The sequence below is a fragment of the Mesobacillus sp. S13 genome (genome assembly GCF_020422885.1).
Lineage (GTDB): Bacteria > Bacillota > Bacilli > Bacillales > Cytobacillaceae > Mesobacillus > Mesobacillus selenatarsenatis_A.
This window is the reverse complement of record NZ_CP084622.1, coordinates 1,662,608-1,680,831: the sequence shown is the minus strand read 5'-3', so window position 1 is coordinate 1,680,831 and position 18,224 is coordinate 1,662,608. Positions and strand designations below refer to the sequence as shown.

Sequence of the window (18,224 nt, the reverse complement as noted above, 5' to 3'; positions counted from 1 at the left end):
CGTCAACTTTGTCCGAACCTTCTACCACTACCGAAACAGCATTTAAACAAAAAAAACAGAGGAAGGGCTCATCCGCCAACTTCCTCTGCTTCTTCACTTTCTTCCTCTGGTTTCAATGATTTCTCAAATTGCTGTAACGGGGTTTCCAGCTCGACGATCAGGTTTTCACCTTTATTGATCGGTATCCCCGGCTTTAGGCTTTGTTTTGTTACATAACCACTGCCGGCTTTATTCAGCTTAATATCTGCGATCTGTGCCAACTTCATGACATCTCTGAGTGACCAGTCTGTCATGTCTGGGTAGGTCATGACTCCGGACGCTCTTATAAAGACCTTTTCTCCTTCGAGTGCCATGATCTCAGCCTTTGGCAACTGGTCTTCTACCTGGCTGCCGTCACCAACCAATACTGTCTCAAACCCTTTTGATTCAAGCAGTTTTTTTGCTTCTGCTGCATTCAGCCCTGTTACATCTGGCACCGGACTAGAGTCAGCTTTTTCCATGGATGCAGGTTTGATATTCAAATACTGAAGACTGCTTTTCATTACTGATTTAAAAATCATTGAGGTTGGAATTGAACCTTTAAAGTAATGATCGATTTCTGGCTGCTGGACAGCAACATAGACAATCAGCTTTGGATCATCCTTCGGTGCCATCCCAAGGAATGAGAATAAATAATCATTCGCCCCGCCAAGATATCTTCCGTTTTCTGTTAAGTTCGCTGTCCCTGTTTTACCGGCAACCTCGTAGCCATCGATCGCGTACGACTTACCTGTACCGTGTTCACCAGTGACAACGGTCCCCAAAACTTCTCTAACTTGCTTGGCGGTTTCAGCAGAAATAGGCTGTCCAACAGACTTTGATTCCTCTCGTTTGATGACATCACCAGTGTTTGGGTCGACTATCTTATCGATTACTCGGGGCTTCATCATCGTCCCATTATTCGCTACGGCTGTTGCTGCCTGGATCATTTGGATCGGAGTTACCGTTGTACCTTGTCCATATGAGGTGGTGATTTTCTCAATCGGCCATCGATAGACTATTGTTCCCGACGCTTCGTTGGGCAGATCGATACCGGTAGGCTCGTCAAAACCAAATTTCGTCAGGTACTCCCGGAATTTTTCTGTTCCGATTTTTTCATTTACCAGCTTTGCCACCGCCACGTTCGAGGAGCGCTGGATTCCTTCAAGATAGGTAATGGAACCCCAGCCACTGCCGTTATGATCTCGAATCGGCTTGGAGTTTTCTGTAACTTTATAAGAACCAGATTTGTACCACTCATTCGGATCCCACTTGTTCTCCTCAATGGCCGCTGCTAACGTGAAGATTTTCATCGTCGAGCCTGGCTCAATCGGTGTTTCGACCACCTCATTATGCCAGCTGTTAGCTAATCCTTCCCTTGTTGTCGGGTGGAAGCTAGGCCGCTGGGCCATCGCAAGGATATCACCAGTCTTTGGATCAGCCACGACCGCAATGATTTTCTTTGGCTTATATTCCTCATCAACACGGTCGACGGCATCCTCCACGAATGTTTGGATCTTCTTGTCAATCGTTAGATATACATTGCTGCCATCTTTGGCAGGTGTGACTTTTTTCTCTCCATCTGGTAAAAGAAAGCCCCATAAATCACTTTCAAAAGAAAGAGAGCCATTTTTTCCTGTTAATACTTCATTCAGAGTTTTTTCTACCCCTAACTGACCGGTAGTAACTGATTTCTTTTCTTCGTTCTCTTCATTTTCCACAAAACCGACTAGATGAGATGAAAAAACACCGTTCGGATAAAACCTCTTTGAATCTCGCAAAAAAGTTATTCCAGGAAGCTTTTCCTCTTCTATCTCTCGCTTAGCCTGATGGGAAATATCACGGCCAGCCTTTCCGAATTCAACCTGCCAGGCCCCTTTTTTTGTCAGCCTATTGTATATCTCCGACTCGCTCATATCGATATATTTCGCCAGCACAGCAGCAGTTTTAGCGGGATCGGTCACATGTTTAGGCTTCTTTTTATTTGTGGTCACTGAATCATTCAGGATTGCGACGAGCGTATAGGCTGTTGTATCTTCCGCAACCACCTCGCCTTTTCGGTCAAAAATCGTACCCCTGGTCGCCTCAATAACTTTTTCATTGGAATACTTCTGCTGCGCCCTTGCAGCCAGGGCTTGTCCATGTACCTCTCCCGTAACCTGGATGGAAATGAACCTGAAAATCAAGATAAAAAAGAGCAGACTGAATATTACGAATAATACCGCTGCTCCTGCATTCATATTTGGCTGTTTCTTGATCATCAGTTTTCCACACCTTTAACATTGTCTTCATTCAATGTTAAACCGAGCTTTTCTGTTACCTGTTTGATTCTTTCATAGGTACTTAATTCGCTAATCTGGATTTCAAGGTCACTGTTAATCTTTTGCTGCTCCTGAATGTTGCCTTCAATGATTTGAATTTCTTTGTTGACTTCGTAAATGGCTGCCTGTTTTGAAACCATGAATGTTGCGCCGAAACAAACTATTGCTCCGAAAACAAACATCAGGATTTTTTCGCCGGGCGTCAATATTGAATTGCGTCTTGCCGGCGATGTTGCCGGTGACTGAACAGTGCGCTGCTGCTGTTCTTGCTGCAATTTTCTAGCCAGATTGCTCATCATTTTCCCTCCTGAAAAATATTTTATATTTTTATATTTTATTTTTTTACTTTTTCAGCGATACGCAGCTTTGCGGATCTTGCACGATTATTAAATTCTAGCTCTTCCTCGGAAGGAAGGATTGGTTTTCTGTTGACCAGCTTTAGCTTAGGCTGGTATTCTTCTGGAATGATCGGCAACCCCGGAGGCAACGGCGGTGTTTCGCTCGCTTTTTTCAAGGTGACCTTACAAATCCTGTCTTCGAGAGAGTGGAAGGTGATGACGCTGATCCTTCCGCCTACAGAAAGAAGGTCAATTGCCTGCTCTAGCGATTTTTCAAAAACACCGAGTTCATCATTAACCGCAATCCTTACTGCCTGGAATACTCGTTTGGCCGGATGGCCGCCTTTTCTCCTTGCAGGTGCAGGAATCGCATCTTTGATTAACTCGACAAGTTCACCAGTGGTTTCAATGTGTTTGCTTTCCCTTGCCGCCTCAATCTTGCGGGCAATTTGCTTTGAAAACTTCTCTTCTCCATACTGGAAAAAGATTTTGACCAATTTTTCATATGGCCATTCATTAATGACATCGTAAGCGGACAATGGAGCGTCCTGGTCCATCCGCATATCAAGCGGAGCGTCGTGGTGATAACTGAAGCCGCGTTCCGGAGTATCCAGCTGCGGGGATGAAACGCCCAAATCATAAAGGATTCCATCAACTTCTGTAACACCTAGCTTTTCAAGTTCTTCCTGTAAGTAAAGGAAATTGCTTTTAATGATTGTCAGCCTGTCGCCATAAGCAGCAAGCTTTTCTTTTGCATTCGCAATGGCGATATCGTCCTGGTCGAACGCGTATAGCTTTCCTTTTTCCGAAAGCTTGGACAAAATCAATTCACTGTGGCCTGCGCCACCGAGAGTGCAATCCACATATGTACCGTCAGGCTTGATATCGAGCCCGTCTACTGTTTCTTCCAGTAAAACTGTTGTATGTTTGAACATTATGATCCACCTTTCCAATCGAGGAGCAGGTAATATTATATCAGAATAATGTTACCCTTAAATATCAAATCCAATCATATTTTCCGCAATTTCAGCAAAAGATTCCTCAGATTCTGCGAAATATTCTTCCCAGATGGCTTTGCTCCAAATTTCAATTCGATTGGAAACACCTAAAATCACACATTCTTTCTCAAGCTTGGCGTATTGCATCAGCGGAGATGGGATATTGACTCTCCCCTGTTTGTCAATTTCACTCTCGGTAGCACCCGAAAAGAAAAAACGGGTAAATGCACGAGCATCTTTTTTAGTCAGTGGAAGTCCTTTGAGCTTATCTTCGATCACTGACCATTCCGAAACGGGGTAACCAAATAAACACTGGTCAAGTCCACGGGTAAGAATGAACATTTCTCCCAAGTTTTCACGGACCTTGGCAGGGATGATCAATCGGCCTTTGCTATCAACATTATGATGGTATTCACCCATGAACATGCCACTACCCCCACTTTCTAAATACAATGTACCACATTCCCCCACTTTTCACCACCTTATTTTAATTATTCTCCCCACGCCTTTAAAATCCTCCCGAAAAAATTCATTTCCATGAATTTCTTTCATTTCAAAAAAGTTGCTTTTACCGTAAATCAGCTTTTCCCTTCATTTCGGGCAATGCTAACGGGTTGCTTTTACCGCAAATCAGCTTTTCCCTTCATTTCGGGTAATGCTGACGGGTTACTTTTACCGTAAATCATCTTTTCCCTTCATTTCGGGTGATGCTAACGGGTTGCTTTTACCGTAAATCAGCTTTTCCCTTCATTTCGGGCAATGCTAACGGGTTGCTTTTACCGCAAATCAGCTTTTCCCTTCATTTCGGGCAATGCTGACGGGTTGCTTTTACCGTAAATCATCTTTTCCCTTCATTTCGGGCAATGCAGTGCCTCCCATTCTTTTACCAAACAAAAAGCTCCACCCAATAAGGATGAAGCCGAAAGTTACAACTTTATAATTTTGTGTGTTCCATCGAATTCGAAATCAAGCTTTAGTAAATCGGGGATTAATTCCAACCCGTACTTATTAAGATAGTAGAATGGGTTCCAGACTCTTTCCTGCGGAGAGCCCCCTGGTCTTAACGCATTTTCTACCCTTGTGAACTTTCGGAGGATATGGTCATGCTTCCGACAAATGGCCTCTACTATCTTATCTTCCATGAATTCTACCTGCTTGATCAGGATGGATTCATTCTTGTGGAGCATGGGCATTAATACGGGATCAATTCCATTTGATTTGTCTCGGATGACTTTATATTGATCTGTCAGCATGGTTTTTACATTCTCGAAAAGTTCTTCTACTTCACGATCCTTCAGGGAATCGATAAATTTCAACTCATGTCCATTTGTGCCAGAAATTAATACTTCTTTTAAATCAAGGTTCAGTTCTTCAAGATCAGTTTCAATCGACCTTTCAAGCAATGTAATGTTTAGTCTTGGAACAAGCGGCGGCATTTTGAGACCGAAATGTTCAAAAGCCGTTTTCAACTCAGCCCAATATGCAATTTCTCCTGGACCGCCAATGAACGCAAGTGTTGGGAACAGCCACTCCTGCATTAACGGACGAGTTACTACATTATTGCTGAGCTTCTCTGGATATTCGCTGGCAATCTCCACAAGTTCATCATATGTGAAGCTGACTTCTCCATTCTTACTCGAAAACCCTCCACTTTGTGGGTCAAACTGGAGCAAAATCCGTTCATTCACTTTTTCATCGTAAAAGAAGAGGTTCGCTGCATTTTCGCTAATATCGATCATATTCGCAAATCCAGCATCAGCTGTGCGTTCTTGTTGCTCGAGAACAGCAGAAGTGACTTCACGATGATTGTTGATTTGATTGATAAAATAATCTTTTTCCAGCTTGCGCAGCTCTTTATTTCCTGAATCAACAATAAGCAACCCTGAATCCTTGAACAGCTCCATGATGATCCTTGCAAAAAAATCAACAAAAGATTCTGCAGTCTTCAACGATTCAAGGGCAAATTCCAATACCTGTTTTGTGTGTTTTGTCTCACCATAGGTTTCGATGATTTCTTCAACCCAGGAATAACATAGATCCCTGTTTATACATACTTCTGAAATCATTTTTTTCTCCAGATTCTTTTCTGGATAAATCCACTTTTCCTGCTTATTGTTCTTCATGACGTACACATGGTTAACTTCCTGGTAATCATGGTCTTCTCCGGCTATCCAGAATACGGGTACGACCGGAACGCCAAGCTCCGCCTCTTTTTGTTCTGCGAGCTTGATAATGGAAATCACTTTATGGATCGTATACAGCGGACCAGTCAGAATGCCAGCTTGCTGCCCCCCGATGACAGCGACGCTATTTTCTTTTCGAAGCTTATTAATATTTTCTGTTATTTTTTCAGTATCCGCAAAATCGGACATAAAGGACTGAATATGGTCTGCAAGCTCATTCCTCATAAAACTTCTGTTTTTTAATTCATCCAAGCGATGAATATATGAGTTTTTATTTAAAAAATTATAATGAAAGAAGCTCTGAAGGCCAGGGCTCCCAGTTAGGTAATCTGTCGCAAACCGGTTCGCTGCCGGAAGAGAGAGATTCAACATCTCCATTTACTTGTACTTCCTTTCTCGTAAGCAATTTTCACTGTTATGAGTATAGCATTGTTTGAATTGAAAAGAAAAAAACTTTGCCTTTCGAAATTTCTAAAATCAAGATTGTTTTAAAATAAGTTTTTATAGTTTGCTCATTGATTTTGGGGAAAAGGCCCTAAATAAAAAAGGCTGGACCCTCCTTCTGGACGGCCCAACACTTGATTAAGCAAACAGGAATGTCAGTCTCTTGAACAAACCATACAACACAAGGACGATGTAGGCAGAGAAGAATAGCAGGAAATTGAACCGCCAAAAGCCCTTGAATACTTTCGGCAACAATATTTCCTTTTTATATTTCCAGTGAATCAACACAAAGATAGCACCAAGTCCAAATAAGATGATCAGGATCAGCCATAAGAACGACTTCTGCCAAATGGTGATGATCAAAAAATGGACAGACAGCACCAGCAAAAAGGTACTGAAATCAAGAGCCATATTGACTGAGCGCCGATGATTTCCTGTAATTTGCTTACTGATGATAAACACAGTGAGGTAGCCAATCATTGGAACTGTGATCAATGTGGCAACAAGTGCAGAAAATAATCCCGGCATCATGCTCCCTCCCTTTCGTGCTCCTTCCCCTTTATGCAGTGATAGTAATTATGTATTAATGGAGCTTTTTTATTTTTGTTTTTTGCTAATTCGAGCAAATAACCAAGGATGGCATCAACTTCTGTTTGCCTGCGGTTTTCAATATCCTTATACATGGATGAATGGTTATTTGCTGTTTTTTCGCAAACTGCCTTAAGGTTGTTGAAATAATGCTCCTTATCAGGCAGTTCAAGTATACATGCACATTCTTCGAACAATTGCTCAAAAATTTTAAGATAGTATGGATTGTGGACCAGTTCGCCATTTTTCACTTTGAGGATTGCCGTCAATGGGTTGATCACTGCATTGACCACAAGCTTTTTGATGAGCATTTCCTTAAAGTCTGTTTCCAGGATAAATGGAAAACCTGAAGCCGCCTTACTAGATAATTCTCTAAGAGCGCCTGGATTTCCTCTAAATACTGCAGTTCTTGTTACACCCACGCCATTATGTTGGACTGTATATCCGTTCGCCCTAACAGCTCCGTGTTCGACAGAACCAACAAATACTTCATTTATTGCCAACTCTGAGAGCAATTTAATATGACCATAGCCATTTTGGAGGAAAAGGATGCTGCCCCTCATCTTTTCTTTGAGTTCAGGTAATAATTTGGGAAGCTGGTACTGTTTCACTGCAACAATTGTTAATTCTTCGTTCCCACCCCATTCCTTGATTGGGGCTGCCTTTACCCGGGATGTGCCCTGTTCTATTCCACCTTTTATAAGATGAAGTCCGTGTTCATTAATTTCATTAGCTTGTTCCTGTGTCCGAGTGTAAATCGAGACCTCATTTTGCCCACTAAGGTAATAAGAAAATAATAAACCTATTGAGCCTCCACCGATTATCCCTATTTTCATATATATCCCTCATTTTGTCCTTTTTTAAAGGCTTGTTAAACTAGGCTGTTGATTTTCGTTCCAGGCGCTTCGCTTTCCGCGGGGGAGAATTATGAAAAAGCCCTACTGCCGACTTTTTCAAAGATCAAATTCTTCCTTGCAGTCGGGGAGCCTCCTCGGCGCTTTATGCGCCTGCGGGGTCTCCCCATGACTTTCTCATCCCGCAGGACATTGATTGAGCTTCGTCGAATCTGCCCACGCACGATGGAAATGCGTTAGCATTTTCGGAGGAGTCTACGCGCCTTCCACTTCAATCAACAGGGCTTTAAAACAACATTGGGCTTTAACAGAGCATTTTTTAAAAAGGACATTTCCTGCCTAAAAGTTTGTTAGTCTTCCTATAACAGGCAATAAAAACTTATCATGCACCGATATGTATATGACTTTAGTCATATTTTAGCAGAAACAAATGCTTCTTAGGAAGAATCGATTATGGTAATTTCAATGAAATTTACTAGAGCTTATGTTTTTGTTGTTTAAAATGAAAAGGAGACCCAAAATGGATCTCCTTTTTAGCTTTTATACTGGGTAAACCGGGTGTTTTCTCACACTGAATTCCAATTCTTTCGTTTCGTATAGTTTGAAGCGATCGATCAGTGCATTCCTCAGATCATTGGCAGCGACGATGTCGTCAACAATCAGTTCGGAGGCTAGCTTATAGATATCGATACTTTCTTTATATTCCTGGTGTTTTTCCTGAACAAAGGCGATTTTTTCTTTCGGATCTTCAATTTGATTGATTTTGTTAGAGTATACTGCATTGACAGCAGCTTCAGGCCCCATAACTGCGATTTGGGCAGTCGGCAGGGCGATACAGCAATCTGGCTCGAATGCCGGTCCTGCCATTGCATATAATCCCGCTCCATATGCCTTGCGGACAATTACCGAGATTTTCGGTACGGTAGCTGAGCTCATTGCGGCAATCAGCTTCGCCCCATGGCGGATGATACCAGCTCTCTCCACCTTCGTACCGATCATGAATCCCGGAACGTCAGCAAGGAACAGTAATGGAATATGGAAGGCATCACATAACGTAATGAACTTCGCCGCTTTGTCCGCAGAATCAACGAACAATACTCCACCTTTAACCTTCGGCTGGTTGGCGATAATCCCGACAGCACGGCCGTCGATGCGAGCAAGTCCTGTAATGATTTCCGGTGCAAATAGCTTTTTGATTTCAAAGAAACTGCCTTCATCGATCAGCGCATCGATTCCTTCGTACATATCGAATGGCGCGTTTTGGTTCACTGGAACAATTTCTTCAAGCGATCTTCCTGCCTTAGGAGCAACTCCATCAACCAATTCTGTTTTTGACTTGAAATTTGCAGGGAAGTAGCTTAAATAGCGCTTCGCTGATTCAATAGCCTCTTCCTCACTGTATACGAGCATATCGCCTACACCGCTTACAGAGCAATGCATGCGGGCTCCACCCATTTCCTCAAGAGTTACCTTCTCACCAATGACCTTTTCTGCCATTCTTGGAGATCCGAGGTACATGGATGCATTTTGATCCACCATGATCACGATATCGCAGAAAGCAGGAATATAAGCTCCCCCTGCTGCTGATGGCCCGAATAGAAGGCAGATTTGCGGTATCACTCCGGACAATTTCACCTGATTATAAAAAATCTTTCCCGCTCCACGCCTGTTCGGGAACATGTCGAGTTGATCCGTGATCCGGGCACCGGCTGAATCGACCAGATACAATAAAGGCACCTTCAGTTTTTCAGCTGTTTCCTGGATTCGGATGATTTTCTCAACAGTCCTTGCGCCCCAGGAACCCGCTTTTATTGTTGAATCGTTCGCCATCACACAGACTGTTTGCCCGCCGATTTTGCCGACCGCTGTTACGACTCCATCTGCAGGAAGGTCGCCAGCCTGGAAGTTGGCAAATTTACCATCTTCCTCATAGACTCCATCATCAAATAATAGATTCAAACGCTCACGCACAAACAATTTATTTTGCTCAGCTAGCTTGTCATGATATTTCTGTTGTCCGCCAGCCTCGATTTGTTTAACTTTTTCCTGTAATGAATCTGTTAAAGTTTTCGCGGTAGTCATCCTTCTCCTCCTTAAAATCTATTATTCTAATACAAGAAGGACATCGCCTTCGTTTACAAAGTCTCCGATGTTCACCTTCACTTCAGCAACGCTTCCAGCCCCCTGGCTTTCAACAGGAATCTCCATCTTCATTGATTCAAGCATCAGGACCTCCTGACCCTCTGATACTGTATCCCCTGCTGCTACCATCACATTCAGTACTGTCCCTGCCATATTTGCTGTAATTTCTTTCATTTCGTTTCCTCCTCTATTTAGATGCCATCTTTCTTTCTGTTAAATAGGCTGTAGTATAATTGCCGGATTTGAAACCCTCTTCAGTCAAAATCTCCGCAAACAGAGGGGCATTCGATTTAATGCCTTCGAGTTTCAGTGTCGCGAAAAATTCCTGTGCAAGCTGGATTGCTTCTTCCCGGGTATTGCCCCCCACTATGCATTTGGCAACCATAGGGTCATAAAATGGAGTGACCGTCGATCCGGATTCATAACCAGAATCAACTCGGACGCCATCTGCCTCCAGCCATGAAAACTCGCTGATCTTGCCAGGTGAAGGCAGGAACCTTTCCGGATCTTCCGCATACAAACGGAATTCGATGGCCCAACCATCCTTTCTGATATCATCCTGAAGCAACGGAAGTTTTTCACCACGCGCAACGAGGATTTGCCACTTAACAAGATCCAGGCCCGTAATCGTTTCTGTGACTGGATGTTCAACCTGCAGTCTGGTGTTCATTTCAAGGAAATAAAAGTTTTCGTTCTCATCCACAATGAATTCCACAGTTCCTGCATTGACATAGTCCATCGCCTTAGCAGCTTTAACTGCCGTCTCATACATCTTTTGCCTTGCTTCTTCCTTCAGGAATGGCGATGGTGCCTCTTCAATCACCTTTTGGTGGCGTCGCTGTACAGAGCAATCACGTTCAAACATATGGACATGGTTGCCATGAGTATCGCCAAAAATCTGTACCTCGACGTGACGCGCATTTTTGATGTATTTCTCAATGAATACTTCATCTGAGCCAAAATAAGCCTTAGCCCTGCCCTTCGTTGAATCATAATTCTTAGCGAGCGCTTGCTCATTTTCACAGAGCACCATACCAATGCCGCCCCCGCCTCCGCTCGCCTTCAGCATGACCGGGTAGCCAATTTCTTCTGCCAGCCTGACAGCATCCTCAAGTGTTTTCAGACCCTGCTCACTGCCTGGCACTACTGGTACACCAGCTGCTTCCATTGTCGATCTCGCAATGATTTTATCACCCATCTTTTCAATCGTATCAGGAGCAGGACCAATGAAAGTCAAGCCAGCTTCCTTCACTTTACGGGCAAACCCTGCATTTTCAGATAAAAATCCATAACCAGGATGGATGCCGTCGACATTTTCTTCCTTTGCAATTCTTAAAATTTCATCTGCATTCAGATATGATTTTTGAACAGGTGGCTCGCCAATCCGGTAAGCGCTGTCAGCTTCTTTAACAAAAGGCAAATTTTGATCCGCGTCAGAATATACAGCCACGGTCTTAACACCAAGCTCGCGGCACGTTCGGATAATGCGAAGCGCAATTTCTCCTCTGTTTGCGATTAGTAATTTTTGCACGCTATTTCCCCTTTCCCGTAAAAAAATACGCTCACTATATAAAATTCTACAATATTCTGTTTTTTTCCTGCAAAAATTGGAACCGCTTTCTAAAATTCAAATGCAGAATTTTTCATGTTTTTATAATATAATAAAAATAGGCTATAAAAAACAAATATATTCTGCTGCCTTTAAATATTCTAAAATTCGGGTATATAAAGATTGCTGCTTTCAAAAAAATTGCTTCTGTCCACTTCGTATAACCGGATTCCGATTTCTATGGAAAGGACCAAGCTTTTGCAAAGAGCAGCATACAATGAATTATAGGCGGCATGATTGGGGGATTGTTTTATGGTGAATAAAGTGGAAAAATTGAAAATCAATTATAAGACATTAGAAGAATTCAAGAAATTCAAAGAGTACGGCCACCAGGAGCTGTCGATGCTCGAGGATCTGGAAGCGAACATTGTGGAAAATGATAGCGATTCTCCGTTTTACGGACTCTATTTCGGCGACAAGCTTGTCGCACGTATGAGCCTTTATCAGGTCAAGAAGCAATTTGACCGTTATTTTGAGCCTCCTCAGGACTATCTGGAGCTTTGGAAGTTAGAAGTCCTTCCAAATTACCAGGGCAAGGGCTATGGAAGAGCTCTTGTTGAATTTGCCAAGGGTTTTGGCTTGCCAATTAAAACGAATCCTCGGGTGAAATCCCAGGACTTCTGGGAAAAGATGGGCTTTACACCAGTTCATTATGACATGGAAAGAGACCGTGGAGAGAATCCGCTTGTCTGGTATCCGGCTGGTGTAACAGAGCAGCTGCAATAATAAGCCCACCGACCCTGTTAAAAATGTTTTTTTTTACAAATTGAAATACTTGTTATAAGCATAAAATAATAGCGCCTGCCATTCCGGCGGGCGCTTTTTATTCGTTATTTCTCCACTTTTTCGAGATTGCCTTTACCCTCAACATGGAAGTTCATCCTTTGTTTCTGATCCTCACTTTTAGGAGCTACTCTTTTTTTCGCTCGCTCCATGATGTCAATTAAAGCACGATAGTCTTCTTCCATCGATCGCAATTGCGTTTCCAATTTTTCATTTTCGGCAGACAAGTAATAGATTTGCTTTTCCAGACCGCGGATTTTTTCGTTTTGAACATCCTGAGCGTTAGCAGTTCCCGCTTTTTCATAGAGCTCGTCGATATATTGCTTCACAGCTTCAATACTCATGCTTGATTGCTTTCCCTCTTGTTTTGAAGGGTGACTTGGCACTTCGCTCACAGGCGCCGCAGGCTCTTCTGCTCTCTCCTGTGTCTTTGCCTGTTTTTTCGCTTCCTTACGCTGCTTTTTCGCCAGCTCAATACCTGATTTATATTGCTTTCTCACATACGAGTTCCAGCGGAAACCACAGGCTGCAGCAGTCCTCGAAAGCTGTTTCCCTACTTCATCGAAGGCTTTTAATTGGGTACCGCCTTCTCGGATATTGCGCAATACTACTTCAGCCAGCAATAAATCTTCATCCTGTGACCAGGCATCCTGACGGGTTAATGGCATCAATAAATCCCTCCTATTGTTTTTTATTCATTCATATGCATCTAATAGGAAAGATAGACTGATATCACCTAATACCCTGTTAATTATTTTTATTTTTTTTCTTCATGAATTCGTCCACTTTAGTATGGTGGGCTTCATCCTCCCACAGCACGGCACATCTCGCTGCCTCTTCTTCCATCCTTTCTCTCATAGATAAAAGTTTCCACTTTTTAATAAATAATGTCTTATAAGCTTCTAAGACAGCGGTCTCTTTGTTCAAGCTTTCTTTCATAAATGAGTGACAGGCTTCTATCGGATCATCTTTATAAATATGCTGTATGAATCCAAATCCCTTGAGTTCTTCAGCGCTGTATATTTTTGCATCAAGCAGCATCTTCATCGCGATGTTTTGGGGAAGTTTCTCCATTAGGATAGATCCCCCTCCCCAACCTGTGGTAATTGCGAGGTTCCCCTGTACAAATCCCGCTTTCATCCCTTCTCTTCCAATCCGGAAGTCGCAGGCTGAAGCAATTTCACATCCTCCACCTACCGCAGACCCATTGAGTATCGCAATCGTCGGTTTTGGAAGGATAAGGAGCTTGTATAAAATACTAGCCATCCTTGAAAGCATTCCAAACGCCTCCGTTTCAGTTTTCAAACGATGAAAGGCCGACAAATCGCCACCGGAACAAAATGCCTGGCTCCCTGCTCCTGTAATAGCAAATACTTTAACATCGTTTACTGCAGCCATTTCAATGGCTTTCTCAAGTCCGGACATGACATCATAGTTTATCGCATTTCTCCTGTCAGGCCTGTTAATCGTAAAAAGCAGCACTCCATCTTTTTCTTTTGAAATTATGTATGGATCCATTGTGTTCCTCCTATAATTCTCGTCCCCTAAATTTTATCAATCTTCTGTACATTTAAAAAGCGATTAAACGAGTAAAATGGTTGGGTACCAAAAAAAGAGAAGATTTCCTTTCGGCGGTGATTGACCGGAGGGGATTGAAGCATCTTTTAATCTTAGAAATGAAAAAAGCACAGGGATGCGGATGCATCCTGTGCTTTTTTCTAGAAAATTAGTCGTTTACAACTTCTTTTCCTTTGTATGTTCCGCAAGCTTTGCACACACGGTGAGCAAGTTTCATTTCACCGCAGTTAGGGCATGCTACCATACCCGGAACTTGTAATTTAAAATGAGTACGGCGTTTTCTTTTCGCAGTTTTAGACGTTCTTCTAAATGGTACAGCCATTCTTCCCACCTCCTTAAAAGGAATAAGAAAGTTTATGAAGGCCAGTCCTTTTCTGGACCTCCACGCTCTTTTTTAATACATTAGTCAGAGGAATCCTTAGAATCCTCAAAGAATTTTGCAAGTCCGGCAAGTCGGGGATCAAGTTTTTCGGATTTCTCCTGTTCCTCGATTACTTCCCAATCCTTACCTGACTGGGGTGCGCCTTCTTGACCAGCGCTATCATCACAGAATACTTGCATAGGAACTTCCACTAGCAAGATCTCCCTGATGATGGGTTCAAGATCAATGACATCGCCTGTTACTTGATAAACTTCCTCTTCAGCCTCATAGTCGTGGCTGTTTAACATGAAAGTTTCCGTAGTTTCCACATCAATTGGATATTTTACATCAACCAGCGTCCGTGAACAAGGCAGGATCAGATGTCCATTAATCCGGATATGGAATGTCACTCTTGTGGCACTGATATCCGCCCTTCCAGTTAGATGGATAGGAGACACCTCTCGGATTGTCGGATCTGTTTCCTTAATCGAGTCCAATCGGACAAACTCGTCAATAAGAAAGTCCTTGTTTCGATGTTTTTGTATCTGACTTATTGTCCATTTCATAGAATCACCCCAAGGCAACAAAGGTAATTATAGCCCTTCGCGTAATCATTTGTCAATATTTTTTCTTTACACTATAATTTACATAAATACTGTAAATTAAACTTCAAGACAATGCAATATACATCTTAACATGAAGGAGTATAAGAATGAAAGCAGTTGGCGTCGTTGTTGAATATAATCCTTTCCATAATGGACACTTATATCACCTGCAGCAGGCGAAGGAGCAAACTGGTGCAGATGTCTCAATCGCGGCGATGAGCGGAAATTTCCTTCAGCGCGGTGAGCCCGCCCTAGTCTCGAAATGGGCAAGGACCAGGATGGCTCTTGCGGCAGGCGTTGATATTGTGTTTGAGCTTCCCTACCGTTTTGCTACACAGCATGCGGAAACATTTGCAGAAGGTTCTGTTTCGATTCTTTCCGCTGCTGGTTGCGATACTCTTTGCTTCGGCAGTGAATCTGGAGAATTGGAATCATTCCAAAAAACAATTGTTTTTCTGGAGGCAAACGATGAAGCATTCCAGGAGAAAATTAAGTTTTATACAGGAGAAGGCCATAGCTACCCTAAATCAATTGCCCTAGCGTTCCAATCTCTTGCCCCATCGGAAAGCTTCATCGATATATCAAGACCGAATAATATTCTTGGACTTCATTACATACAAGCAATCATCAGCCAAAAAAGTTCAATGAAACCTGAAACAATCACGAGGAAAAATGCTGGTTATCATGATGAGCATTTTGCTTCAGCCACAATTGCCAGCGCCACAAGTATACGCAAAGCATTATTTGGATCAGCTGGAGAAATTGAAACAATCAAGCAATACGTACCAGAAACGACCTACGAGCAGCTTATTAACTACAGAGAGCAATATGGCGGATTCCACTCATGGGAAAATTATTGGCCTTTGTTGAAATATAAACTGCTCCAAAGCACCTCATCTCAACTAAGAGAATTTTATGAAGTGGAAGAAGGGCTGGAGAACAGATTGCTTGCCGCTGCAGGATCATCAGACTCATTCCAGCAATTCATGGAATCCATCAAAACGAAACGTTATACGTGGACAAGGCTGCAGAGGGTCTGCCTTCATATTTTAACCAATACGCGTAAAGAGACCATGAAAACGAGCCGAAAAACAGCTAATTATTTACGTCTATTAGGTGCAACAGAAAAGGGACGTTCCTATCTGAACACGATGAAAAAGGATTTCAGTCTGCCGCTTGTTTCAAAGCTTTCCGGGTTTACTGATCCAGATATCGAGCTGGATATCAAAGCATCAAAGATCTACGCTCTTGGCCAAAGTGGCAAAGGACAGGAACAGCTGCTTTCGGAAGAATTCGGCCGGCCTCCTATCATGTTGAAATCATAAGAAGAACAGCACCGGATTTTTCACCTTGGTGGTATAAAAGAAGAAAAATCAAGCTGTCTCAGCTTGATTTTTCTTTTAAGTTTTCCAGATAAGATACAGCTTGATCAAATGTATCCACTGGGACAATTTTCATTTTTGTATTGATATCTTCCGCGGCAATCAGCGCCTCTTCGTAGTTTGAGCCCTTAGCCCCTTTTTCAGACGGAGCAAAGAAGATTTCAGCACCAGCCTTATCAGCTGCCACGACTTTCTGTTGAATTCCACCGATCCTGCCCACCGTTCCATCAGGACTCATTGTCCCTGTGCCGGCTATTTCATATCCTTTTGTCAAATCTTCCTCGATTAATTGATTATATATCTCCAGAGAGAACATAAGTCCTGCCGATGGACCGCCGATCTCATCTGACTGAACCGTTACGTCAGGTTCAACGTCAATTTCCTTGTCATCTACAAGCTGAATTCCTACGACAGGCCGGTCGCTTCCATCATCAAGAGCCTCTAATGAAACATTTACCGAGTTAGTTTTCCCGTTCCGTTTATAAGAAAGCTCGACTGTATCCCCCGGTTTTTTTGAACTAATATATTTGATGAATTCATCTGAGGATTCAAATGCATTGCCATCCACTTGGAAAACTAAATCGCCAGGCATGAGTTTGCCTTCAGCAGGCATCCCTTCCATGATCCTTAACACATAGACTCCTTTGTATGTGTAATCCACTGGTTTGCCTGCTTTTTTATAGGCAACCTCGATTGCAGCGGTCTTCGAGTTATCCATCATGTGCAGCTGACGAATATTATATTCCTCATCAGATTCATTCTCTGCTCTTATATCTTCTACAGGAAAGATTTCCTGGTATTTGCTCAGCTTCGCAATGATATAGGCATAAATATTCGCTCTTCCCATCCGGACCGTCGTAAGCATGAAGCTTCCTTCCTCATCGTACCCATCTTCAACCTCGACAATCGGTTCCAGCTCTTTTGCCATTCCCGGTTTTGTCACATAGTAAGGCAAGTAAAATAGAGCACTCACCATTATTAATATTGCTGCGAATATAGACAGAGTTATAGACTTTTTCCTGCTCATTCTGTTTGGGGCTCCTTCCATTCTTCCATGCACTTTTTAATCTTATCGATGTGCTTTTTAGCTTCCTCTTCACCAATCGCAATGATTTCTTCTATATTAGTGAAGGCCTTGGAATTAAACATTTCAACCGGCGGCCTGAGCATTACATCTGATGCAACCTCACGATTTGCGACCAGCTCCATTTGCATGATATCAATACTCTGCATGATCACATCGAAAATGGAGGTTACCTCCTCGTTTATCTTCACGCTGGAAACATCAACTGCGATGACGATATCTGCTCCCATCTCCTTAGCGACAGAAACAGGAATCCGGTCCACGACTCCGCCATCGACGAACAATCTTCCATCCAGCTTTTCGGGAACAAATATGCCCGGAATGGCAATACTTGCTCTCACTGCTTCCGCCACGGGACCGCTTTTAAAGACAACCTTCTCTCCTGACATCAGGTCTGTTGCAACAATACCAATCGGGATATCCAGTTCCTCAATCTTTTTCCCATGTGTGAAAATCCTAATAAGCTCCTTCACTCTTTTCCCTGCAATAAAACCCATCTTTGGAACTGTAAAATCAAGGTAATATTTCCTTTTGAACACACGTGATAGTTTATATAGCCGTTCAACGTCCAGGCCAGCACCGTAGAAAGATGCCACTAGCGCTCCCATGCTGCTTCCGGCAATTAAATCAATAGGAATGCCTTCATCCTTGAGAACCTTAATGACACCCAGATGGGCGAACCCCCGTGCTCCACCTGATCCAAGAGCTAAACCTACCTTTGGACCTGCCAAAGCTTTTTCCTCCCTTAAAACCATGATTTTTTCAGGTACAGGCTAAACTTGGTCTAAATTAATGTTCAGCGAGTATATTGATTTATATGAGGACAAGGGTGACAACTAAACAACATTTATGTATTTTTCAGTTCTTTCCTTATCTTTTCTTTTGCAGAGGCAACTAGCATTTACGTACATAGATTTTCCTGGGAAAGAGCCTGGT

Annotated in this window: 18 protein-coding genes; 2 read left to right on the top strand and 16 right to left on the bottom strand. The window is 42.8% G+C overall.

Annotated features, from left to right (window positions below; all coding sequences use genetic code 11):
* Positions 1-68: 68 nt before the first annotated feature.
* The 10 genes from LGO15_RS08420 to LGO15_RS08375 form a co-directional block, all read right to left on the bottom strand.
* Positions 69-2,279, bottom strand: coding sequence for a penicillin-binding protein (locus LGO15_RS08420; protein WP_226087318.1), 2,211 nt, complete (start codon positions 2,277-2,279; stop codon positions 69-71).
* Positions 2,279-2,638 carry a cell division protein FtsL gene (gene ftsL, locus LGO15_RS08415; RefSeq protein WP_318999832.1) on the bottom strand — a complete coding sequence of 120 codons (360 nt, stop codon included), beginning with the start codon at positions 2,636-2,638 and terminating at the stop codon, positions 2,279-2,281. The genes LGO15_RS08420 and ftsL overlap by 1 nt, the downstream gene beginning before the upstream one ends.
* 35 nt (positions 2,639-2,673) lie before the next feature.
* On the bottom strand, positions 2,674-3,612 hold the full coding sequence (rsmH, locus tag LGO15_RS08410) for a 16S rRNA (cytosine(1402)-N(4))-methyltransferase RsmH (protein WP_226087317.1): 939 nt from the start codon (positions 3,610-3,612) through the stop codon (positions 2,674-2,676).
* 57 nt (positions 3,613-3,669) lie between these two features.
* The gene (gene mraZ / locus LGO15_RS08405) at positions 3,670-4,101 is read right to left on the bottom strand and encodes a division/cell wall cluster transcriptional repressor MraZ (RefSeq protein ID WP_125479207.1); all 432 of its coding nucleotides are present in this window, start codon (positions 4,099-4,101) and stop codon (positions 3,670-3,672) included.
* 500 nt (positions 4,102-4,601) lie between these two features.
* Entirely contained in the window at positions 4,602-6,236 is a 1,635-nt protein-coding gene (gene bshC / locus LGO15_RS08400) for a bacillithiol biosynthesis cysteine-adding enzyme BshC (protein WP_226087316.1), read from the bottom strand.
* A gap of 204 nt (positions 6,237-6,440) precedes the next feature.
* Positions 6,441-6,833 (bottom strand): DUF3397 domain-containing protein, encoded by a 393-nt coding sequence (locus LGO15_RS08395; RefSeq protein ID WP_318999831.1) that lies wholly within the window; start codon positions 6,831-6,833, stop codon positions 6,441-6,443.
* Positions 6,830-7,726: a 2-dehydropantoate 2-reductase gene (locus LGO15_RS08390; protein ID WP_167831834.1), complete on the bottom strand. Its 897-nt coding sequence runs from the start codon at positions 7,724-7,726 to the stop codon at positions 6,830-6,832. Before LGO15_RS08390 ends, LGO15_RS08395 begins: the two co-directional genes overlap by 4 nt.
* Before the next feature lie 558 nt (positions 7,727-8,284).
* Positions 8,285-9,826 (bottom strand): acyl-CoA carboxylase subunit beta, encoded by a 1,542-nt coding sequence (locus LGO15_RS08385; RefSeq protein WP_226087315.1) that lies wholly within the window; start codon positions 9,824-9,826, stop codon positions 8,285-8,287.
* Between the two features lie 21 nt (positions 9,827-9,847).
* Positions 9,848-10,060: an acetyl-CoA carboxylase biotin carboxyl carrier protein subunit gene (locus tag LGO15_RS08380; RefSeq protein ID WP_226087314.1), complete on the bottom strand. Its 213-nt coding sequence runs from the start codon at positions 10,058-10,060 to the stop codon at positions 9,848-9,850.
* Between the two features lie 13 nt (positions 10,061-10,073).
* Positions 10,074-11,417: an acetyl-CoA carboxylase biotin carboxylase subunit gene (locus LGO15_RS08375; protein WP_167831837.1), complete on the bottom strand. Its 1,344-nt coding sequence runs from the start codon at positions 11,415-11,417 to the stop codon at positions 10,074-10,076.
* A 330-nt stretch (positions 11,418-11,747) separates the two neighbouring features.
* Here LGO15_RS08375 and LGO15_RS08370 point away from each other — a divergent pair, with 330 nt between their 5' ends.
* Positions 11,748-12,221: an N-acetyltransferase gene (locus LGO15_RS08370; protein WP_167831838.1), complete on the top strand. Its 474-nt coding sequence runs from the start codon at positions 11,748-11,750 to the stop codon at positions 12,219-12,221.
* A 104-nt stretch (positions 12,222-12,325) separates the two neighbouring features.
* Here the strand turns inward: LGO15_RS08370 and LGO15_RS08365 are convergent, their stop codons facing one another.
* The 4 genes from LGO15_RS08365 to LGO15_RS08350 form a co-directional block, all read right to left on the bottom strand.
* Positions 12,326-12,946, bottom strand: a complete 621-nt coding sequence (locus LGO15_RS08365) for an RsfA family transcriptional regulator (RefSeq protein WP_167831839.1) — start codon at positions 12,944-12,946, stop codon at positions 12,326-12,328.
* 79 nt (positions 12,947-13,025) lie between these two features.
* Positions 13,026-13,796 (bottom strand): enoyl-CoA hydratase/isomerase family protein, encoded by a 771-nt coding sequence (locus LGO15_RS08360; protein WP_167831840.1) that lies wholly within the window; start codon positions 13,794-13,796, stop codon positions 13,026-13,028.
* A 208-nt stretch (positions 13,797-14,004) separates the two neighbouring features.
* Entirely contained in the window at positions 14,005-14,178 is a 174-nt protein-coding gene (gene rpmF / locus LGO15_RS08355) for a 50S ribosomal protein L32 (protein WP_023615018.1), read from the bottom strand.
* Between the two features lie 80 nt (positions 14,179-14,258).
* Positions 14,259-14,783, bottom strand: coding sequence for a YceD family protein (locus LGO15_RS08350; protein ID WP_167831841.1), 525 nt, complete (start codon positions 14,781-14,783; stop codon positions 14,259-14,261).
* Between the two features lie 146 nt (positions 14,784-14,929).
* Between LGO15_RS08350 and LGO15_RS08345 the strand changes: the two genes are divergently transcribed.
* A complete protein-coding gene (locus LGO15_RS08345) occupies positions 14,930-16,147 on the top strand; it encodes a nucleotidyltransferase (protein WP_226087313.1) in 1,218 nt (405 codons plus the stop codon).
* Between the two features lie 58 nt (positions 16,148-16,205).
* On the opposite strand, the gene LGO15_RS08340 is transcribed toward LGO15_RS08345, so the two are convergent.
* Positions 16,206-17,231 (bottom strand): SepM family pheromone-processing serine protease, encoded by a 1,026-nt coding sequence (locus tag LGO15_RS08340; protein WP_167831843.1) that lies wholly within the window; start codon positions 17,229-17,231, stop codon positions 16,206-16,208.
* A complete protein-coding gene (locus LGO15_RS08335; protein ID WP_226087312.1) occupies positions 17,228-18,043 on the bottom strand; it encodes a patatin-like phospholipase family protein in 816 nt (271 codons plus the stop codon). The genes LGO15_RS08340 and LGO15_RS08335 overlap by 4 nt, the downstream gene beginning before the upstream one ends.
* Positions 18,044-18,224: the final 181 nt, after the last annotated feature.